15 protein-coding genes and 1 pseudogene are annotated in these 19,174 nt (G+C 61.1%); 4 read left to right on the top strand and 12 right to left on the bottom strand.

Translation table 11 applies throughout. From position 1 onward, the window contains the following. Positions 1–25 precede the first annotated feature (25 nt). On the bottom strand, positions 26–1,987 hold the full coding sequence (locus HJB91_RS16180; protein WP_221155397.1) for an elongation factor G: 1,962 nt from the start codon (positions 1,985–1,987) through the stop codon (positions 26–28). A 495-nt stretch (positions 1,988–2,482) separates the two neighbouring features. Between HJB91_RS16180 and zwf the strand changes: the two genes are divergently transcribed. After that, positions 2,483–3,952 (top strand): glucose-6-phosphate dehydrogenase, encoded by a 1,470-nt coding sequence (gene zwf / locus HJB91_RS16175; RefSeq protein ID WP_210628789.1) that lies wholly within the window; start codon positions 2,483–2,485, stop codon positions 3,950–3,952. A 161-nt stretch (positions 3,953–4,113) separates the two neighbouring features. On the opposite strand, the gene HJB91_RS16170 is transcribed toward zwf, so the two are convergent. From HJB91_RS16170 to HJB91_RS16130, 9 genes are read right to left on the bottom strand one after another with little or no spacing between them, the layout of a single operon-like run. Beyond that, positions 4,114–5,004 carry an intradiol ring-cleavage dioxygenase gene (locus HJB91_RS16170; RefSeq protein WP_221155395.1) on the bottom strand — a complete coding sequence of 297 codons (891 nt, stop codon included), beginning with the start codon at positions 5,002–5,004 and terminating at the stop codon, positions 4,114–4,116. Between the two features lie 7 nt (positions 5,005–5,011). Continuing rightward, the gene (locus HJB91_RS16165) at positions 5,012–6,766 is read right to left on the bottom strand and encodes an FAD-dependent monooxygenase (protein WP_221146778.1); all 1,755 of its coding nucleotides are present in this window, start codon (positions 6,764–6,766) and stop codon (positions 5,012–5,014) included. Next, positions 6,759–7,874: a branched-chain amino acid ABC transporter permease gene (locus HJB91_RS16160; RefSeq protein WP_221155394.1), complete on the bottom strand. Its 1,116-nt coding sequence runs from the start codon at positions 7,872–7,874 to the stop codon at positions 6,759–6,761. Before HJB91_RS16160 ends, HJB91_RS16165 begins: the two co-directional genes overlap by 8 nt. A gap of 7 nt (positions 7,875–7,881) precedes the next feature. Next, positions 7,882–8,745, bottom strand: a complete 864-nt coding sequence (locus HJB91_RS16155) for a branched-chain amino acid ABC transporter permease (RefSeq protein WP_221155393.1) — start codon at positions 8,743–8,745, stop codon at positions 7,882–7,884. Continuing rightward, on the bottom strand, positions 8,732–9,451 hold the full coding sequence (locus HJB91_RS16150) for an ABC transporter ATP-binding protein (protein WP_210628794.1): 720 nt from the start codon (positions 9,449–9,451) through the stop codon (positions 8,732–8,734). Before HJB91_RS16150 ends, HJB91_RS16155 begins: the two co-directional genes overlap by 14 nt. 2 nt (positions 9,452–9,453) lie before the next feature. Continuing rightward, entirely contained in the window at positions 9,454–10,173 is a 720-nt protein-coding gene (locus HJB91_RS16145; protein ID WP_221155392.1) for an ABC transporter ATP-binding protein, read from the bottom strand. A 49-nt stretch (positions 10,174–10,222) separates the two neighbouring features. Then, complete coding sequence (locus tag HJB91_RS16140; protein ID WP_221155390.1) at positions 10,223–11,503, bottom strand: ABC transporter substrate-binding protein; 1,281 nt, start codon at positions 11,501–11,503, stop codon at positions 10,223–10,225. A gap of 56 nt (positions 11,504–11,559) precedes the next feature. Then, the gene (locus HJB91_RS16135) at positions 11,560–12,621 is read right to left on the bottom strand and encodes a maleylacetate reductase (RefSeq protein WP_221146777.1); all 1,062 of its coding nucleotides are present in this window, start codon (positions 12,619–12,621) and stop codon (positions 11,560–11,562) included. Continuing rightward, positions 12,618–13,493: a dioxygenase gene (locus HJB91_RS16130; protein WP_221146776.1), complete on the bottom strand. Its 876-nt coding sequence runs from the start codon at positions 13,491–13,493 to the stop codon at positions 12,618–12,620. Before HJB91_RS16130 ends, HJB91_RS16135 begins: the two co-directional genes overlap by 4 nt. 98 nt (positions 13,494–13,591) lie before the next feature. On the opposite strand from HJB91_RS16130, the gene HJB91_RS16125 reads away from it, so the two are divergent. Together HJB91_RS16125 and HJB91_RS16120 are read left to right on the top strand one after the other, a co-directional pair. After that, a complete protein-coding gene (locus HJB91_RS16125) occupies positions 13,592–14,542 on the top strand; it encodes a LysR family transcriptional regulator (RefSeq protein ID WP_210628799.1) in 951 nt (316 codons plus the stop codon). A 348-nt stretch (positions 14,543–14,890) separates the two neighbouring features. Beyond that, positions 14,891–16,000: a sulfite oxidase gene (locus tag HJB91_RS16120; RefSeq protein ID WP_221155387.1), complete on the top strand. Its 1,110-nt coding sequence runs from the start codon at positions 14,891–14,893 to the stop codon at positions 15,998–16,000. Between the two features lie 189 nt (positions 16,001–16,189). On the opposite strand, the gene HJB91_RS16115 is transcribed toward HJB91_RS16120, so the two are convergent. Then, positions 16,190–16,816, bottom strand: coding sequence for a tyrosine-type recombinase/integrase (locus tag HJB91_RS16115; RefSeq protein WP_221155381.1), 627 nt, complete (start codon positions 16,814–16,816; stop codon positions 16,190–16,192). A gap of 258 nt (positions 16,817–17,074) precedes the next feature. After that, positions 17,075–18,446: pseudogene (locus tag HJB91_RS16110) on the bottom strand (transposase). 121 nt (positions 18,447–18,567) lie between these two features. On the opposite strand from HJB91_RS16110, the gene HJB91_RS16105 reads away from it, so the two are divergent. Further along, the gene (locus HJB91_RS16105; protein WP_221155380.1) at positions 18,568–19,005 is read left to right on the top strand and encodes a hypothetical protein; all 438 of its coding nucleotides are present in this window, start codon (positions 18,568–18,570) and stop codon (positions 19,003–19,005) included. The last annotated feature ends 169 nt before the right edge of the window (positions 19,006–19,174 follow it).

The raw sequence follows: 19,174 nt of genomic DNA, 5'->3' as shown, positions 1-19,174 counted from the left end.
ACGAGCATGAAGTGGCGCCAAGGTTTCAGTGTGCGGCGCCTGGTTCCTCGTGTGCCCTCACGATGGCGTCCGCTTCCTTGCCGTATAGCTCCTCGAAGTGATCGAAGGTCTTGGAAAAGTAACCAATGCCCTGCGTCGCCGAGCGCAGCGCCCGGGCCAGATCGTCAAGTGCACTGCCCGGAACAAGCGCCCGGAAGATGTCCCATCCCTTGGCGGTTTCATCCCGGTCGAAGCCGAGAACCTGACCCTTGAGGGCGGAGACGATCTGGACGAGGCTGCCGGAATAGATCGACGGAATGTGAATTTCGCTGCGGAACACCGGTTGCATCAAAACCGCCGACCCTTCCGATAGCGCCTGTCGCACTCCCATTCTCGACGCAGTCCTGAAGGCGTGTTCCGAACTGTCGACGGTATGGTGCTGACCATCGAACAGCGTTACGCCGACATCGATGACCTGGAAGCCGAGCGGCCCTTTCTCCATCGCTTCGCGCGCGCCGGCTTCGACGGCAGGGATGTAGTTGCGCGGAACGACCCCACCCTTGACGGTTTCGCTGAAGGTGAAACCCCGGCCGCGCTCGTTGGGGCGGATGCTGAGCTTCACATCCGCGAATTGTCCGGCGCCGCCGGTCTGTTTGCGATGCCGGTAGTGAACCTCGGAGGGCTTGGCGATCGTCTCGCGGTAGATCGGACTGGGCGTTCGATCGGTTACCTCGATGTGGAAGACCTCGGACAGGGTTCGGCAGAGATCCCGCAGATGGACCGGTCCCTGGGCGCGGACGAGCTGGGCGCCCGTGCCTTCCTCCTGCAAAACGACAAGACCGCGATCCGTCTCGGAAAGTTTTGCCAGCGTTTCGGAGAGCTTGTTTTCATCGCGGTCGCTGCCCGGGACCAGGATCCTTTCAAGCATCGGCGTCGGTGGCTCGGTCCATTCGGGCGGGGCGACCGTCGCGTCTGATGTCAACAGCGACGGGACGGGCAAGTGGTCGGACTTGACCGTCGCGAAGACATCTCCCGGTGCAGGCGTGATCGCCGAGCTGGACCGTCCGTTTGCAGGATCCTGCACGGCGCCGAGGCTGGAGCCGCCCAGTGATGCGCCTTGCCGCAGTCCCTCGCCAAACGCACGCACCAGCACCGTCTTGCCGATATTCTGACGATGATAGGCATGGAAGCTCACGGCGGTCAGCTTGTTTTCATCGACATTGACCGCACGCGCCAGGCGCTGTCTGAGAATCGTGACCGGCGGCGCCTCGTGGCGCAGCGCCTTCATCAGCCGCATCATGCCGTTGCCGTGGCTTGCGGCACCGATCAGGACCGGAATGACCCTGTTTTCGCTCAGAACCCGCGATGAAATGGCATAGAGGGCGTCGCTGGGCGGCTCGCGATCTTCGACCAGTTCTTCGAGAAGCCAGTCATCGAATTCGGACAGGTGTTCCAGCAGCTCGCTGCGCGCTTCGTGCTCGCGCTCGGCAGCGCTTTCGGGGATTGCGATCAGCGCCGAAGTCTGGCCTTCGCGGTAGCGCCACGCCCGTTCCGAAATCAGATCGCAACTGCCGATGACCCTGTCTCCCTCGCGGATCGGGATCTGGCGAAGCAAAAGCGTGTGGTTGGCGTAGTCTTGAAGCGCGGCGATCACATCCCTCAGCCGCCCTCTCGGTTCGTCCATCCGGTTGACGAAGAGGATGCACGGCGTCCCCGAGGCTTCGATAATCCGCAAATAGGGCGCGGCGAGCACAGCCTCCTCGGGTGCCGATGAAACGCACAGGATGCAGGCGTCGCTGGCAAGAAGCGCGTGCTGCACATGCGCCAGGGCTTCGTTCGGTCCTGGCGCATCAAGCGCGCACCAAGCCTCGTTTCCAAAGGTGAATTCTGTGAGGTTCAGTCCATAAGGGGAGCTGGATTTTCTCGGCGTTCCCTCCAGCGAGCCGAGCCTTTCCACGACTGTTGATTTTCCCGTCTGCGAGGGTCCAAGCACGGTAAAGCAGCGCATCGGCATTCCTCCAACTGCCATAAACACAATTCTCAGCCGTCATAGGATGCCCTGAACCGCGGCAAGGCGCCAGAGGTGTTCAGTCTCACAACGCTTTGACCTATAGACGTAGGAGCTGTTCTCGAATTGTCAGCGACTACAAAACTCGGTCTTTGACAAACGGCATTCAAAGGCAACTGTATCGAAGCGACGACTGCTGTCAGCTTTGGTTTTGCTGTCAATAACCGCCCTGCGCCTCTGAGCTGGGTCATCTTACTGACTATGGAGCCAGGACATTGTTATCAATAAAGTCGACAAGGAACGACGGACCTCGCTAAGACGAGGCACTTCGAGAGGGTATCGCCGCCCCCTTGCTCCGCTACACGATCCATGCCTCTATTTAACCTTAGAGGGGTGAGCTTCAACGTCATGGCATCACGCACGAAGATAGCCGCTTCGCGGCAGCGCGGAACTGGGGTCGACCTCCATCCCCAAGCGACAACGGAAGGCTTGAGGATGAGTGTTGCGCGCAAGAATTCAACTCGGGTTGGCCCCGGCTACCCACAGGTCGTTGTGCTCGTCGGCGCGACGGGCGATCTCTCAAGGCGCAAACTACTGACCGGGCTGTTCCACCTCACCAATGCGGGCTTCATCCCAGGATGTCGCATTATCGGCGTCTCGCTCGACGACATCGATGCCGATGCCTTCCGCACCATCGCCCGTGACTCACTGGACAAATTCTTGACTCGCAAGTTCTCGCCGTCCGAATGGGAAGCATTTGCCGCATCGCTCGACTATGTTCCGCTCGCTGCCGGCGCCAATGCTCTCAAGGAAGCGGTCGATAGAGCCGAGAAAGCACTGGGCGCCGAGACGCGGCGCGTGCATTATTTATCCGTGCCACCAAGCGCCGCCCTTCCGGCCGTGCAACTTCTCGCCCAGGCCGAGCTGACTGAACGCTCCCGTATCATCATGGAAAAGCCCTTCGGCACGGACCTTGCCAGTGCCGTTGAACTGAACAACAAGCTGCACGAGGTGTTCGACGAGAAGCAGATATTCCGCATTGACCATTTCCTCGGCAAGGAGCCGGCGCAAAACATCCTGGCCTTCCGATTTGCCAATGGCCTGTTCGAACCAATCTGGAACCGCAACTTCATCGACCATGTCCAGATCGACGTTCCGGAGACGCTCGGCCTTTCCACCCGCGCCGCCTTTTACGAGACCACCGGCGCCTATCGTGACATGGTGGTGACCCACCTCTTCCAAATCCTCGCCTTCATGGCGATGGAGCCGCCCACTGCCCTTGAGCCTGCGCCAATCTCGGAAGAGAAGAACAAGGTGTTCCGCTCCATGTTGCCGATTGAGCCGCGCGACGTGGTGCGCGGTCAATACATCGGCTACCGTAAGGAGCCTGGCGTCGATCCCGAAAGCGACACGGACACCTTCATCGCCCTGAAATGCGCCATCGACAACTGGCGCTGGGCTGGCGTGCCCTTCTACCTGCGTACCGGCAAGCGCATGGCAGAGGGGCAGCGCATTATTTCGATCGCATTCCGCGAGCCCCCGAAATCGATGTTCCCTCCGGGCTCTGGCGTGGGGGCACAGGGCCCTGACCACCTTACCTTCGACCTTGCTGATGCCTCCAAGGTCTCGCTGTCCTTCTATGGCAAGCGCCCTGGACCGGGCTTCCGGCTCGACAAGCTCTCGCTGCAATTTGCCATGAGCGAAACCGGCCTGATTGGCGAAGTTCTGGAGGCCTATGAGCGTCTGATCCTCGACGCCATGCGCGGCGACCACACGCTGTTCACTACGGCCGAGGGTATTGAGCGGCTCTGGGAGGTTTCCCAATCTCTCCTCGATAACCCGCCGCCCGTACGCCTCTACGACCAGGGCGGCTGGGGGCCGAAGTCGATCCACCAACTCATTGCCCCGCACGCCTGGCGCCTACCGTTCGAGCGCGCCTGGAGGGATGCGGCAAAGCGTGATTGAGCGTCAACCGTTGGATCGGTGCCGGCGACCAGAATGGCGCCGACCAATTGCCAAAGATCCCAATGCCAGATTGCGCGCAGGTGGCCGAAGCGGTTCAACCGCTCCAAACATTGCCGGGAGCTCGTCTGCGCCTGCAGCGCCGCGAAAGCTCGGAGGCTGGACTATTTTCGCTTTCGTTCCGGCGCCAGCACGAAATCGTGCTCGACCTGCCAGAATGATCCTGCGAAACCGAGCTCCTTTGCCCTTGTGGGATCGTCCATCAGCTTGAATTCGGCCAGCAAACTCTCCTTGACGCCGAAGACCGCATCGGAATGGATGTAGCGATCGTCGGGATCGAAAATATGGGTCGTCAGCGTCTCAAACCCGTCCGCCTTGATAATATAGTGCAGATGGGCAGGTCGGTAGGGGTGACGGCCGAGCGCACCGAGCAGTTGCCCAACGGGACCATCGTTTGGGATCGGATAGTATTTCGGCTTCACCGCGCGGAACCAATAGAGCCCGTCCTTGCCGGTGCGGAATACACCGCGCAAATTGAAATCGGGCTGGATTCCCTTCTGCTGGACGTCATAGAACCCTTCGTCGTTCGCCTGCCAGACGTCGAGCACCGCATTTTCGATCGGGCGGCCTTCAGTATCGAGGATTCGGCCGCTGATCACCATGTCCTCACCCTTTTGGTCGAGGCAGATATTGGCGCCCATCGGCAGTTCCGGCGCATCCGCGACATGGAAGGGGCCGAGAACCGTGCTTTCGGACGCGCCCGATGGTTTACGGTTGTTGATTGCGTCGACCAACATCGATACGCCGAGCACGTCCGACAGCAGAATGAATTCCTGCCGCCAGTCGGTGCAGGTGTGACCGGTGCGGGTGAGAAAGAGGATCGCTTCCATCCATTCGTCCTGGGTCGGCTCCAGCTCTTTCACCGCCTCATGCAGCTTGCGGGTCACCACCTCCATCACCTGCTTCAGCCGCGCATCGCGTGCATTGGTGTTGCGGCCGGTGACGACCTCGACAGAGTTTTCCTCAGTGAAATAGCCTTTTTCTTCGATGCTCATCGTCGCCTCACCGATCCAGAATTGCTCTCAATACACGACGCAGCTCGTTTTCCGGATCGGCGACTGCGGCATGCGAACGCCAGCCGACATGATGGTCCGGACGCACGAGCAGAACGCCGGCATCGCGGATTTCGCGGGCGCGCGCCCAGTCTCCCGTCAGGTCCTGCCATTCCTGCCTCGGGCCGATCTTATGAGCCGTGATCGGCAGGCCGAACTCCTTCGACAAAGCCCTCGCCGCCGCAATCCAGCCGTCGCCACCGATACCGGTCAACAGGGTGAAGACGCCATGACCGGTGAGATCGAGGCTCGAAACTTTCCTGCCGCTGTCGTTGAACAGCCAGGCATGCGGCAGCCGCGCGCCCGGCCACGTCGTCGGTTGGAAATGCAGCTCGGCATCCTTCTCGTAGGCTGGCTCCGGCTGCCCGTCCTTGATGACGGCATTCGAAGCGTAGCGATGGTTCATCTCCACGCCATGCGCGTCGAACTCGTAGACCTTATAGGCGATCGCCTCGCGGATTGCCGTGCGCTGGCGTTCGGCATCGGCGGTATCATCGCAGCGCGCATCCATGTTCTGCTGCATTTTCACCGGATCGACGGAATCGAGCAGACCCAGCGACTTGAAGATCGGGCCGAATTCCTCGATCGACTTGTTGGCGCGGGTAACGATCTGCTTGGCGACTGGCGCACGTTCGGCCTGGTAGCTCTCGAGCAGGGCCATGCCCGCCTGACCCTTAAGGACCAATGCGAGCTTCCAGGCGAGGTTGAAGCCATCCTGGATCGAGGTGTTGGAGCCGAGGCCGTTCGAAGGCGGATGGCGATGGACGGCATCACCCATGCAGAACACCCGACCGTTCGACACGCTCGTCGCGTACATGTTGTTCACAGTCCAGGTCGAGACGGATTTGATCTTCGGCTTGAGATCGGCAACGCCGACCAGTTCGCGCACGACCTTGGTGGCGAAAGCATCGTCGACCTGAGGCGCGGGCTGATTGATGTCGTAGCCCCAGACGATCAGCCATTCGTTCCATGGCCGCACCATGCGCACAAGGCCCATGCCGATGCCGCCGACATCGGCGCCGGGCTGCAGCACCCAGTAAAGCACCGACGGGCGATGGGCGACATAGCGCGAGAGATCAGCCTCGAACAGAATGTTCATCGAGCCGGCAACACCCATCTTGCCTTCGAAGGTCAGATTGGCATGCTCCGCCACCTTGGAGTTGCCGCCATCGGCGCCGATCAGGAATTTCGAGCGGATAACCAGCTCCCTGCCGGTCAAGCGGTCGAGACAGGTGGTCGTGACCCCTTCGGCATCCTGAACATGGCTCACATACTCGGTCGACATGCGGGCCTGGGCGCCGCGCGAGCAGGCTGTCTTGAACAGCAGCGGCTCCATGTAAGTCTGCGGCAGGTCGTTCATGTGGGCGGGCGATGAAAGAAGGTGCTCGGCACGCGACAGCGGGTGGTTGCCCCAGCTCTGCATGCGGCCGATTTCCTCGCCGGCAACCGCCGTGCAGAAGACATTCTGCCCCATCAAATCCTGTTCGACCGCGAAGAGATAGGCCTCCTCCTCGACGTCGCGACCGAGATCGCGCAGAACCTCCATCGTCCGCTGGTTGGTGATGTGCGCGCGCGGCGTGCTTGCCAGCCAGCGATAACGGTTGATCACCATCGGCTCGAGGCCGTAGGTCGCAAGCAGCGCCGCGGTCGCCGAGCCGGCGGGTCCCGTCCCGATGATCAGAACGTCGGTGGTGATGTCAGCCATTTGGCCCTCCCTTTTCATCATGCAGCGTGGATCCGCCTCTCAGCAGGCGACGGACCGGAAAGAGTTCCCAACCGGTACGGCTGGATATGAGACCCCAGAGACCCCGCGGCGCGAACAGCATCGTGACGATAGCAAGCGCCCCGAGCGCAAGGAGATACCAGGAGCCGTAGCTCGAAAAGGCATTCTGCAGCAGGAAGAAGACGAGCACGCCGACCAGCGGCCCTTCGATGGTGCCGATGCCGCCGATGACGACAATGAACACGATATAGGCGGTCCAGTCGGTGAGCGAGAAGGCGGCGTCCGGCGATATGCGCGCCTTCTGCAGGTAGATGAGCGCACCGACCATGCCGGTCACGGAAGCGGTTGCCAGATAGACAACGATCTTCAGCCGCCGCGCATCGACGCCGAGCGCACGGGCCGCTGTCTCATTGTCGCGCACGGCGGCAAGGCCAAGGCCCTGCTTGCTGCGCAGCAGCCGATAGATGAAGCCGATCGTCAGCGCGACGAGAGCCAGCGCCAGCCAATAGGTGAGTGCATCGGCCGCGGCCGCGGAGCGCATGCCGAACCAGTTCTGCAGCACCGAAATACCGAGCATACCCTTGGTGGCTTCGCGCGGCAGCGAAGTTCCCGTTCCGCCGCCGAGCATCCTCCACTGGGCAAATAGCAACCGCCCGACTTCGGCGATGACCCAGGTGCCGATCGCAAAATAGGGGCCGTAAAGCCGGAAGGAAAAGAATGCGGCCGGCGCTGCGATCAGCATTGCGAAGAGGCCGGCGAGCGGAATGGCAAGGATCGGATCGACACCGGCAAGAATGACGAAGCCGAACAGCGCATAGGCGCCGGAGCCGACAAAGAGCTGCTGCCCGACCGAGATCAGTCCGGCATAACCGGCAAGCAGGTTCCAGCTCTGCGCCAGCGCCAGCATCGTCAGGATGAAGAACAGATCCTGCACGACGCCGCGCGACACCACGAAGGGTGCAGCGGCGAGCGCGGCCGCCGCGACAAGCGAGAGGATGATGAAGATGCTCGAAAGCCGCGTCCGCGTTTCCACCCGCCAGCCCGGCGGTGCAGCAATTTCGGTCGGCATTGTTTCGAAACCCGGAGTCATGGCGCCCTCAATCCACGGCGCGAGGGAAAAGACCGCGCGGCCGGAAGACCAGCACGAGCAGGAAGGCGATATGCCCGGCAAGAATCTGCCATTCGGGATTGACCGCAGCGCCGACCGTCTGGGCAACTCCCAGGATGACGCCGCCGGCAAGCGTGCCCCAAAGCGAGCCGAGACCACCGATGATGACGGCTTCGAAGGCGTAGATCAGCCGCGCCGGCCCAGCCGTCGGATCGAAGTTCGCCCGCATACCGAGATAAAGCGCAGCAACCGTCACGATCATCATCGCAAGGCCGGTCGCGACGGCGAAGATCGTATTCGGCCGAATGCCCATCAGGCTCGCCGTCACCACATCGTCCGAGGTGGCTCGGAAGGCGCAGCCGAGCTCGGTGCGGTAGATGAGCCGGTTGAGACCGACGATGACGAGGACTGCCGAGGCAAAGGTAATGAGCGGCATCAGGCCGGCGCCGACACCCCCGAATTGCAGTGAAGCCGTTTCGAGGGCGCCCGCAGAGATCCGCCGGCTATCGGCCGTGAAGCCCTCCAACAGACCGTTCTGAATGACGATCGACAGGCCGAAGGTGACGAGCAAGGGTGGCAGGATGTCGTTGCCAAGGGTTCGGTTCAGCAGGTGATATTGTAGCAGCCAACCGACGGCGAACATCAAGGGTGCGGCGATCAGCGCAGCCAGGAAGGGATTGAGCCCCAACAAAGAGACAAGTACCAGGATCAGGAAAGCCGCCAGGACGATGAGATCGCCATGGGCGAGATTGACCAGGCGCATGATGCCGAAGACGAGGCTGAGACCTGCCGCGAACAGCGCATAGAGCCCCCCGAGCAGAACACCTTGCAGAAGCGTATCAAGCCAGTTCATGGGTGTCCGTTCCAAAATAGGCCGCATGGATATCGGCGCGATCGAGTTCTGCGGGGCGGCCTGTCAGGGTGATGCGGCCCTCCATCATGCAGTAGATGCGATCGGCCACCTTCAGCGCCTGGGCGATATCCTGCTCGACGATGACGGTGGCCGCACCCGCGGCGCGGATATGGGAAAAGGCGGCATAAATGTCCTTGATGACCACGGGGGCGAGGCCGAGGCTCAGCTCGTCGCACAGAAGAACCTCCGGATTGGACATCAGCGCCCGGCCGATGGCGACCATCTGCTGTTGCCCGCCCGAGAGCGCCGTCGCCGGATTGCGGCGTCTCTCCTTCAGGACGGGAAATAGCGAATAGATGCTGTCGAGCGCCCAGGGTCCGGCGACGCGGCGGCCATAGCGGCCGATCTTCAGATTTTCCTCCACCGTCAGCGACGGGAACAGCTTCCGCCCCTCCGGCACGAGCGCGATGCCGCGCCGCACGACATCGGATGCAAGCATTGCCCCGATCGGCTCGCCATGGTGCAGGACCATATCGGGCTTGTTGGCGATGACACCGGCGATCGAGCGCATCAATGTCGATTTCCCCGCACCATTGGCGCCGATAATGGCGATGGTCTCGCCGGCCTCGAGCCTGAGATCAACGCCGAGCACGGCCTGAAAATCGCCGTAGGAGGCCGTGAGGCCGCGAGTTTCGATGAGGCTCATCGTCAGACCTCCATCCCGAGATAGATTTCGCGCACCTCGCTCGACGCCATGATCGCGTCGGGCTTGCCGATGCCGATCACCCGGCCGAAATTGAGCACGAGGATGCGCTCGGCCACAGCTGTAAGAGCATGCAGCACATGCTCGATCCAGATGATGGCGATGCCGCGCTGGTGAACCCGCTTGATCGTCGCGACGAGCTGGCGGCATTCGCCTTCCGTCAGTCCGCCGGCGATCTCGTCGAGAAGCAACAGCTTCGGCTGGGTGGCGAGCGCACGCGCCAATTCCAGCCGCTTGCGTTCAAGCAGGGTCAACGATCCGGCAGGCACATTGGCTTTGGCGATCAAGCCGGTCTCGACAAGGATGTCCGCGCACGAAGCCGAGACGTCGCTTTCCCTCGCCTTGGCACCGAAAGCACCGGCAACCAGCAGGTTTTCATAGGCCGTCAGACGCGCGAAAGGCTGCGGGATCTGGAAGGTGCGGCCCATGCCGGCAAGGCAACGTTGCATCGGCGGCACATGGGTGACATCGCGGCCGTCGAACCGGATCGATCCTCCGGCAACGGAGAGATTGCCGTTGATAAGGTTGAACAGCGTCGATTTACCGGCGCCGTTCGGCCCGATGACGCCGAGCGCCTCGCCAGGCTCGACAGAGAAGCCGATATCCTCGGCGACGACGAGCGCGCCGAACGCCTTCGAGACTCCCTTCAATTCCAGTAGGGGCATTGTCGTTCTCCGTTGGAGGCGCCCGACCGAGTGCCGGGCAACCCTGCTTTCACGCAAGGGCTTCGAGCTTGCCGCCAAGCGGTACGTTCGGCGCCAGGCCGTTTTCGACGACGACGAGATCATAGCCGCCGCCGGATTTCAGCCGCCATTGGCCGCCGACCAGCGGCGTCTTGGCGACATTCTTTTGCGCGAACGGCGGCAGCTTCTCATTGCCCCAGGCAACCGGCCCGACGAGCGTGTCGAGCTTGGTTTCGCCGATCGCCTTGGCGACGGCATCGGCATCGCCCGCATCCTCGCTCCGCGTCATGACATCGACGGCGAGCTCGAACAGTGCATGGGCAAAGCCGATCGGCTGGGTCCATGGGCGTCCGGTTGTCTTGGTGAAGGCAGCCGCCACGGCGGCAGCGGTCTCGCCCGTCAGCGACGATTTGAACGGATGCGTCGGGGTCCACCAAACCTCGGTCGAGAGATTGTGCCCGGCATTTCCCAACGCTTCGACGGTCTGCGGGAAGAGAAGCGCCTTGCCGATCGAGGCGACCTTCGGCTTCAGGCCTTGCTGCTTGGCCTGGTTCCAGAAAGTGGTGAGGTCGGGGGGGATCATCACCCCGGTCAGGATATCGGTGCCTGCCTGCTTGAAGGCATTGATCTGCGCCGAGAAATCATCCGTCAGATTCTGGTAGCGGCCGGTATCCGTCAGCCCGTAGCCGAGCTTTTCCAGGACCGGCGGGAAGCCGACGACCTTGTCGCCCCAGGCATTGCCGTCACCATCATTCGGGAACAGGCCACCGACCTTTTTATTCGTCTCGATTTGGCTCCACATGCCGGTAAAGACGGCGATGATATCCTCAAGGCCCCAGAAGAAATGATAGGCGTAATTGAAGGGCTTCCAGGAGGCCGGATCGCCGGGATTGCCCTGCTGGCCGATGAACCAGGGCTGCCACGGCGCGACCGTGGAAATGCAGGGCATCTCCTCGCCCTCGCAGGTCGTGGAAACCGGATTGGTCGTCTCCGGTGTCGAGGATACGAGCATCAGGTTGATCTGGCTGTCGACGATCAGCTCCTTAGCGACTTCGGCGGCGCGGTTCGGGTTCGACTGGCTGTCCTTGACCACGACCTCGTAGTTCAGGCCCTTTGCCTTCGTTGTCGCCAGGAAGGCATCGATGACGAACTTGTCGGCTTCGCCGAAAGCGGCGAGCGGCCCCGTCTGCGGGCTGACATAGCCGAGCTTGATTGCCGCATTCTTGGCAATCGCCGGCATGGGCAGGCCCGAGGTTGCAATCAATGCGCCGCCGGCCGCCGTCGTCTTCAGAAAATCGCGTCTTGTGAACATGTTTCCTCCTCCCATTGTCTCTCCTCCCAAAGAGTGCGCCCGCAGGCGCCTGTGTCTCATTCCATAGGCCGTCGGCCCTCCCAAGCGTCCTGCAGAAGCTGGCGGATCGCACTCCGTTCGATCGGCCGCGGATTCCAGTAGGGATTCTCGACAGCGATCGCAGCCGCGCGATCGAGATCGATTTCTGTCAGCCCGAATTCCTTGAGCGATAGGGGCGATCCGATCGCCCTGGCGAAATCCCAGAGCCCGCCACCGATGGCGCCGCCGAAAATCTCGGCCGCTCCTGCCAGCTCCGATGCCGCGGCTGCGGCATTGAAAGCGGCCGTATGCGGCAGCATCACCGCATGGGTTTCGGCATGCGGCGTATCGAAGGAACCGCCGAGGGTGTGACAAATCTTGTGATGCAACGCCATGCCGACCGTGCCGAGCACCGAGCCGCAGAGCCAGGCGCCGTAAAGGGCATCGCTGCGCGCCTCAGCGTTCTTCGGATCGTTGACGATAACCGGCAGGCTTCGGGCAAAGGCGCGCAGGCCTTCCAGCGCCATCAGGCTCGAAATCGGATTGCGGTCTTGCGCGTAAAGCCCTTCGACGGCATGGGCCATGGCGTTCAGCCCACTCGTCACGCTCATGGCGACCGGCAGGCCGAGCGTCAGCGCGGGATCGTAAATCACGATCTCCGGCAATATCCTGGCATCGCGCACCGTCGTCTTGCGGCCGCCTTCGGTCTGCCCGAGGATCGGCGTCACCTCCGACCCGGCATAGGTCGTGGGAATGACGATCTGGAGAAGATCGGTGCGATAGGCAATCGCCTTGCCGAGCCCCGTTGTCGATCCGCCGCCGAGGCAGACGACGCAGTCCGCCGCGGTTTCCTCGACCACCCGCATCGCCGCCTCCGTCACCTCGACGGGCGTGTGCATGGTCGCGCCTGAGAAGACGCCGCAGGCAAGCGGCTCGATCTCTTCGGCCAGCGCTTGTGCATCAGCCTTCTGCTGCGGCGTCGAGAGGATCAGGGCCCGCTTGCAGCCGGCTTTGGCGACCCATTGCGCGACCCGGTTGCGGCTGCCGGCACCGAAGACGATTTGGGCGGGACTGCCCGCATAGGAAAAATCCTGGGTCATGCCGCCCTCCCCGGCTTTGCTCGCACCATCACGAAGGTGAGGCTCAACGCCTTGGCGCGCTGTCCATCGATCTCGGACGGCTCGAAGCAGGCAATGAGCTCGGGCCGCACGCCGAAGAGGGCGTCTTCGCCAAGGTGTGGATCGCTCGCATCGTAAATCTGGGTGGTGATCGTCTCGAAGCCCTTGGCACGAACGACGAAATGCAGGTTCGCCGGGCGGCGCAGCGGATAGCCCGCCTCGGCGAGCAGCCGCCCGACCGGGCCATCGTCCGGCACGCCATAACCCGACGGCATGACGGAGCGGTAATGGAACCGTCCGTTGATATCGGTATGGAAGAGGCCGCGCAGATTATGTTCCGGCTGCAAATCCGGCTGCTGGTTCTCGTAAAAGCCCTCGGCATTCGCCTGCCAGGTTACGACCTCGGCGCCTGCGATCGGCAGGCCATCGAGATCCTGCACCCGCACGGACACCGCCAGCGGCTCGCCGATCCCGTCGAGCGAGATCGAAGAACCCGATACCCTTTCTGGGGCATCATTGCGGAAAAACGGTCCGCGAATGGTATTCGGCGTCGCCGCTTTCGGCCGCCGCGAATTGATTTCCTCGACCAGGGCCGACGCGCCGATGAGATCCGACAGAAGCACCCATTCCTGTCGCCGCTCGTCCGAGGCATGGCCGACATCGGTCAGGAAGGCAACGACCTTGCGCCACTCGTCCTGGGTCGGGCGAAACTGCTTGATGAGATCATGAACATGGATGACGGCGGCAGCGATCAGCCGTGAAAGATTGCCGTCACTGCCAGCGGAGAAGCGTTCCGAGAAAACCTCCGCCGACGTCGCCTCGCTGAATGTGAGCGCCTTTGCCCGCTCCGCCATGCTCATCCTCCACGATCTCACGTGTACCCGAGGTTGATACTAACAGCCGGAATTGCATGGATTGATGATTTTGTTGCAAAACAATATAACGGATCGTTATGAAGTTCGATGAACGTCACCTGATCCAGCTTGCCGCCGTCGTCAAAACAGGCGGCGTAACCGAAGGCGCGGCCTTGCTGGGCCTCGCTCAGCCTGCCGTTTCGCGCACCTTGTCCATGTTGGAGAAAAGGGTGGCCGAGCCGCTCTTCGTCAAGGGTCGCCGGCCATTGCAGCCGACGCCGTTTGGTCTTTCGCTCGCCGAACACGGCCTCGTCATGCTCGCAGCCTCACGCAAGGCCTCCGATCTCGTCGAAAGCTTCCGCGTCGGCAAGAGCGGCGTCGTACGGATCGGCGGCACGCCCTTCTTCATGGATGCGCTGATTGCCGGGCTGTGCGCGGAGTTTCAGACAAGCCGTCCGGACGTGCGGATCGATCAAAGCTACGGTTATTTCCCGGATCTGCGCGCAGCGCTGAAGGCAGATCAGATCGACCTCGCCATATGCCCGATCGACATACTCGACGAGGGTTCCGGGCTCGAATTCCAGCAGATTCTCCCAGGCCGCAATGTCGTGGCCTGTCGGGTAACCCATCCGCTGCTTCTGAAACGGCGGCCGCAGCCGAGCCAACTGCTCGACTATCCGTGGATTGCGCCGCCACCGGGAAGCCCGCTGCTGGCGGACCTGCGCGCGCTGCTGCTCTCCTTCGGCGCCACCGAGATCAAGATCCGCTATACCGGCGGCTCGCTGATGAGTGTAATCAACTACCTGAAATCGGCGGATGCGCTGACCGTCATGCCGCACAGCGTCGTCTTCGCGCAGCGCAAGGAAAAGACGATCACCGCACTGCCAATCACCATCCCTCATCCAGAGCGCGCCCTTGCGATCCTCAAGCGCGTCGATGCTCCACGAGCTCCCGCAGTCGATCAATTTGCCGAATTCGTCCGCCTGGGTTTCCAAGATCTTCGGCATCTGATCAAACGTCATGAGGAGTCGGTGATTTGGGGCGTTTGAGAGCCCCCATGGGATACGAACCGGGACCGCGTCCTTGGCTAGAAGTCCCATATCTCCGATGTTCCAGCAGCAGGCTCGGCTGAGGCCGAGAAGGAATGACCGATTTGGGGCCGGTGGCCGACCGTCCGCTACGAGACACCCAACACCAAAAGCGGACATCAGAATTATTGCCGCCGAGGCCTGAGATTGACCCCTTTTGCTGCCGCTCGAGATCGATCCGAGGACGTGCGGTATGTGCTAGTATGCGGCCGGCGGAATGCGACAGACGCACTGCGACGGGCTTGTGATCGATCCGAAATACGCGCGACGGAGAGCCGACGTTGTACTTTTGGAGGGGAGACGAGGACGATGGCGACACCACAGCAACCCAGTCTAATAGTTCGACAGAAATCCCCACCGAACATCGAGTTTCCGTTTGCGTCGCTCTCCGATTGGCTGATCCCAGCCGAGTTGTTCTTCGTGCGAAACCATTTCCCGTCGCCGGAGCTCGATGCGCGAGACTGGAGACTGCGCGTTGGCGGGGCGGTAGAGCGGCCGATCGAACTTGACCTCGACAGCATCAAGGCGATGCGGAGCACGACTTTCACTGCCGTCGTGGAGTGCGCAGGGAACGGGCGCGTCTACTATGTGCCACCGAAGGAGGGGTTACAGTGGCAGAACGGAGCCGTCGGCAACGCCGCCTGGACAGGTGTTCTTCTGCGCGAGGTTTTGGAAATGGCCGGCGTTAAGCGAACCGCACGTGAGGTTCTGCTGACAGGCGCCGACAGCGGCGTCGTCGACACGAACAAGAAAACGGCTTCTCCTGGCCCCATCGCTTTTGCGCGCAGTTTACCGCTTGAGAAGGCCATCGCTGACAGCACGATCCTTGCCTATTCGATGAACGAGGAGCCGTTGACGCGCGATCACGGCTACCCACTACGAGCGGTGGTGGGTGGCTGGTTCGGCATGGCTTGGATCAAGTGGATTACGGATATCACGGTTGTGGAACAACCGTTCCTCGGCTACTGGCAGGCGCGCGACTATTTCCGTTGGGAACGCAGCCTCGGGGAACCCACGCTGGTTCCCCTTGCGGAGATGGAGGTCAAAGCGCAGATCGCGCGTCCCGTAGAGGGGGCGCACCTCATTGCCGGCCAACCCTACCGGATTTTCGGAGCCGCTTGGAGCGGAGAGGCTGCTATCCGGCAGGTGCAGGTCTGCACGGGAGATGGCAGGGGCTGGCGCGAGGGAAGGCTCCTCGAAACAGAACGTCCCTTTGCATGGCGCTTGTGGGAGTACATATGGACCCCTGAAGAAGTGGGGCGATATACACTGCGATGTCGCGCGATCGATGGGGCGGGGTGCGTGCAGCCCGACCTTCCGCGTTCCGACTGCGAGAGCTACGCGGCCAATTGGATCGTTCCGGTGGAGGTTACCGTCGTTCTCGAGCAACGAAAATACGAGGAGGAATTCGTGATCTAATCACCCGCATGGTGCGGAATGGGGCTCTCGGCGCAAGTGTGACCCGCGTTGTCACTGCGTCATGTCGCTTTGCAGCAATAGCGCCCCTTTGGCTGAATGACCATGAGAAAGGCGCAAAGCTGATCGAATCTCGTTAGAGCCTCTCAGAGCAAAGAGGAACGGCCCCACGACGTGCAGGGCAGTCTCTATTCAGATCTCAGTCCGCTCGGCCAGTTCCAGTGCATCCTCAATGTCGACGCCAAGATACCTGACCGTGTTCTCGATCTTGGTATGGCCAAGCAGGATCTGGATCGCCGGTTGCCGGGCCTTAGAGTTCGTGGCGGCCTTCGTTCGCCGCAGGGAATGCGGCCCGTAATCCTCCCGACGGAGGCCGATCGCCGTCACCCACTCATCTACCAGCCAGGCGTACTGCCGAGTACTGAGATGATTACCGTGGTCGATCCGACTGGGAAAGGCATAGTCATCGACTGTTCCTCCCCTTCGTTGAAGCCAGGCAAGCAGACTAGCTCTAACCTCGGTCGTGATTTCGAACTGCACGGGCCGTCCAGTCTTCTGCTGGACGACCATTGCGCGAGTTCGAATTTCGTGCCCCGTGACGAGAGTCCCGATTTTCAGTTTTACCAGATCGCGGCCGCGGAGCTTGCTGTCGATGGCGAGATCGAAAAGCGCGCGATCTCTCATCCTTCCTCCTCGGTCGAGGAAGAAACGGACTGCCCAGATCTGGCGCTGCTTGAGGGGCTTCTTGACGCCAACTTCCTTGCCTGCGTTCCAAGCCGGTCGACCCAGTGCGGCAGGATCATATTGCGAGACACCCATTCCAGTTCTCCTATGGCCACCGTTGGCCAGAGGGAGAACGCGCACCTTCTGGTTATATGACGGGGCCGGTGGCCGACCGTCCGCTCCTTGGACACTCAACACGCGGACATAAAGTACTTGCCGCGAAAGTCTGGGATTGACCGATACCGTCGAAAAACTCATAGGATTGGCTGCTCACCCGCCCGTTTCTTTCTTCTGAGCGGAGCGGGTATGCCACTCGCCCTGCGCCTCGGCGCAGGGTCTCGATCTATGCCGCTCTCAGGCGGCAATGACGCCATTTGCTGGCCTGAGTTTGGCCAGCCTTCTGAGGTTTTGTGCGGTTGCTGCGAGCAGGAATTCGTCTCGTGCACCGCACGGTCCCCGAAGTCTTAAACGCGCCATCCGCAGGATGCGCTTGAGGTGTGCAAAGAGCATCTCAACTTTCTTTCGGCGATGCCGTGACTGCTCGTATTCCGGCGTCGCGGCAATTGCTCGGGCGACATCACGGGCATCTTCGTTGAGATCGCGCGGCACTTTACGCATCGGCATTTTCGGGCAGCAACGAGACTTCAGTTCGCAGCGATCACAGTCCTTCTTGCTGGCACGGTAAAGCCGTGTCCCCCTCCGCTGTGATCCCCGATCGGGGTTTCGCATAGGTTCGCCGGAACTGCTTCAGCTCCTTGCCCGCTGGGCAGATGTAACGATCTTTCTCGGCTTCCCAGGTGAAGTCTGAACGCGAGAAAGTGCCGTCCGTCCTGTTCGATTTGTCGAAGACCGGAATGTGCGGCGCGATCTTCTTTTCCTTGACCAGCCAGGCCAGATTGTCGGCAGAACCGTAGGCACTGTCGGCAGCGAGATAGTCCGGCTTCAAGCCGAAGCGGTTCTCGGTCCTGTCAAGCATCGTACGGGATGCTCCCACCTCCGCCTGGCGGATCGCACGTGTCGCCTCCACATCAAGGATGACGCCATGGTCGGTATCGATCAGATAGTTGGTGGCATAGGCGAAGAAGGCATGGCCTTTGTGGGCACCGGTCCATTGCGCTGCCGGATCGGATGGGGAGATGAACTTCGGCGTTACGGGAGAGGCAGCACCGAAAGCGGCGTCATCGAGAACCGCCAGATATTCCTGGACCGAGCGGCTGGCGTCGTCTTTGACCTCCCATTCTGAGCCGGGCACCGAGCGCTGCTTGTTAGCGTCCGCCGCGATCAAGCTGGCATCGACCGCAAAGCCTTCAGCACCGACAAGACCCTGTGCCAGGCAACGCTCCACCACCGTCTCGAACATATGCCGCAGGATGTCGCTCTGCCGGAACCGGCCATGACGGTTCTTCGAGAAGCTGGAATGGTCCGGCACCTTGCCGTCCAGTCCGAGGCGACAGAACCAGCGATAGGCAAGATTGAGGTGAACCTCTTCGCAAAGCCGCCGTTCCGAGCGAATACCCATGCAATAGCCGATGATCAGCATCCGCATCATCAGCTCAGGGTCAATCGAAGGGCGACCCGTGGTGCTGTAGAAAGGCTTCAATTGCGCTCGCGTGCTGTCGAGTTCGAGATGGCGGTCGATCCCGCGCAACATGTGGTCGACGGGGACGTGATCATCAAGGCAGAAGTCGTAGAAGAGCTGCGCCGGAGCCGCCTGACATCCCATCATCGCTCAATCCTCCGCAAATCAGTGCGGCTATTGAATCATGGGATGTGAAGTTGGGCAATTGGCTCGGCCTAGCGACGTCAGTTCTTGTCCGGGTCACATTATCTATGCATATCTTAGCTGTATGAAGATACGCTCGATCTCTGCAGATCTGTTCAGCTTTGAAGGAAACCTGGATTGGACGAACCCTGTCGCGATCCGCATCGAGCTTTCAAATAAATTTGCAATCAGAGTACGCTGCTCCAGTGATGGAGAGAGTCTCATCGCGGACAATCAAGCTCTTGAGGGCCCCGTTGACATGGCAGGGTTCGGAAAGATTGAGGTCCACCAACTTACAGATCACATCGACGAAGCGATTTTAAGCTCTGAGATCGCCACGCTGAACGAGATTCTGGACGGAAACAATAGTGTCGTCGGACTAGCTTTCATCCACAACGAAACGACAATGCTTTGCATCTGGAACTACGGCGACGAGCTACATTACGGGAACTTTGCCACCATGGTGAAGCAGCAATGGGGAGCGGCACTCCGCGTTTCTCCAAAATGCTACGAGTTGAGATAGGTCAGGTCAACGCCGCACCTTCGGCATCAATTGGCCCGCTGGATTTAGTTTTTCAACGATATCCGCCCGAAGCTGCCGTTTGGATTGCAATACCGGAACGGCACAAAGGAGGGATTCATGACCTTCGATGAAGTTTGTGGATCTCGGTGAAGACCTCGGTTGAGCCGGT

Origin of the sequence: Rhizobium sp. NLR10b (assembly GCF_019685435.1) — a bacterium.
In the GTDB taxonomy this organism is placed as follows: domain Bacteria; phylum Pseudomonadota; class Alphaproteobacteria; order Rhizobiales; family Rhizobiaceae; genus Rhizobium.
Note: the sequence above shows the minus strand (reverse complement) of the source record. Positions and strands in the feature narration are given on the sequence as shown.

Coding starts and splice junctions, on each gene's coding strand:
- HJB91_RS16170 (WP_221155395.1), bottom strand. CDS start 5,004: ATGAGCATCGAAGAAAAAGGCTATTTCACTGAGGAAAACTCTGTCGAG.
- HJB91_RS16145 (WP_221155392.1), bottom strand. CDS start 10,173: ATGCCCCTACTGGAATTGAAGGGAGTCTCGAAGGCGTTCGGCGCGCTC.
- HJB91_RS16140 (WP_221155390.1), bottom strand. CDS start 11,503: ATGTTCACAAGACGCGATTTTCTGAAGACGACGGCGGCCGGCGGCGCA.
- HJB91_RS16105 (WP_221155380.1), top strand. CDS start 18,568: ATGAAGATACGCTCGATCTCTGCAGATCTGTTCAGCTTTGAAGGAAAC.
- HJB91_RS16130 (WP_221146776.1), bottom strand. CDS start 13,493: ATGGCGGAGCGGGCAAAGGCGCTCACATTCAGCGAGGCGACGTCGGCG.
- zwf (WP_210628789.1), top strand. CDS start 2,483: ATGAGTGTTGCGCGCAAGAATTCAACTCGGGTTGGCCCCGGCTACCCA.
- HJB91_RS16125 (WP_210628799.1), top strand. CDS start 13,592: ATGAAGTTCGATGAACGTCACCTGATCCAGCTTGCCGCCGTCGTCAAA.
- HJB91_RS16135 (WP_221146777.1), bottom strand. CDS start 12,621: ATGACCCAGGATTTTTCCTATGCGGGCAGTCCCGCCCAAATCGTCTTC.
- HJB91_RS16165 (WP_221146778.1), bottom strand. CDS start 6,766: ATGGCTGACATCACCACCGACGTTCTGATCATCGGGACGGGACCCGCC.
- HJB91_RS16150 (WP_210628794.1), bottom strand. CDS start 9,451: ATGAGCCTCATCGAAACTCGCGGCCTCACGGCCTCCTACGGCGATTTT.
- HJB91_RS16180 (WP_221155397.1), bottom strand. CDS start 1,987: ATGCGCTGCTTTACCGTGCTTGGACCCTCGCAGACGGGAAAATCAACA.
- HJB91_RS16160 (WP_221155394.1), bottom strand. CDS start 7,874: ATGACTCCGGGTTTCGAAACAATGCCGACCGAAATTGCTGCACCGCCG.
- HJB91_RS16120 (WP_221155387.1), top strand. CDS start 14,891: ATGGCGACACCACAGCAACCCAGTCTAATAGTTCGACAGAAATCCCCA.
- HJB91_RS16115 (WP_221155381.1), bottom strand. CDS start 16,816: ATGGGTGTCTCGCAATATGATCCTGCCGCACTGGGTCGACCGGCTTGG.
- HJB91_RS16155 (WP_221155393.1), bottom strand. CDS start 8,745: ATGAACTGGCTTGATACGCTTCTGCAAGGTGTTCTGCTCGGGGGGCTC.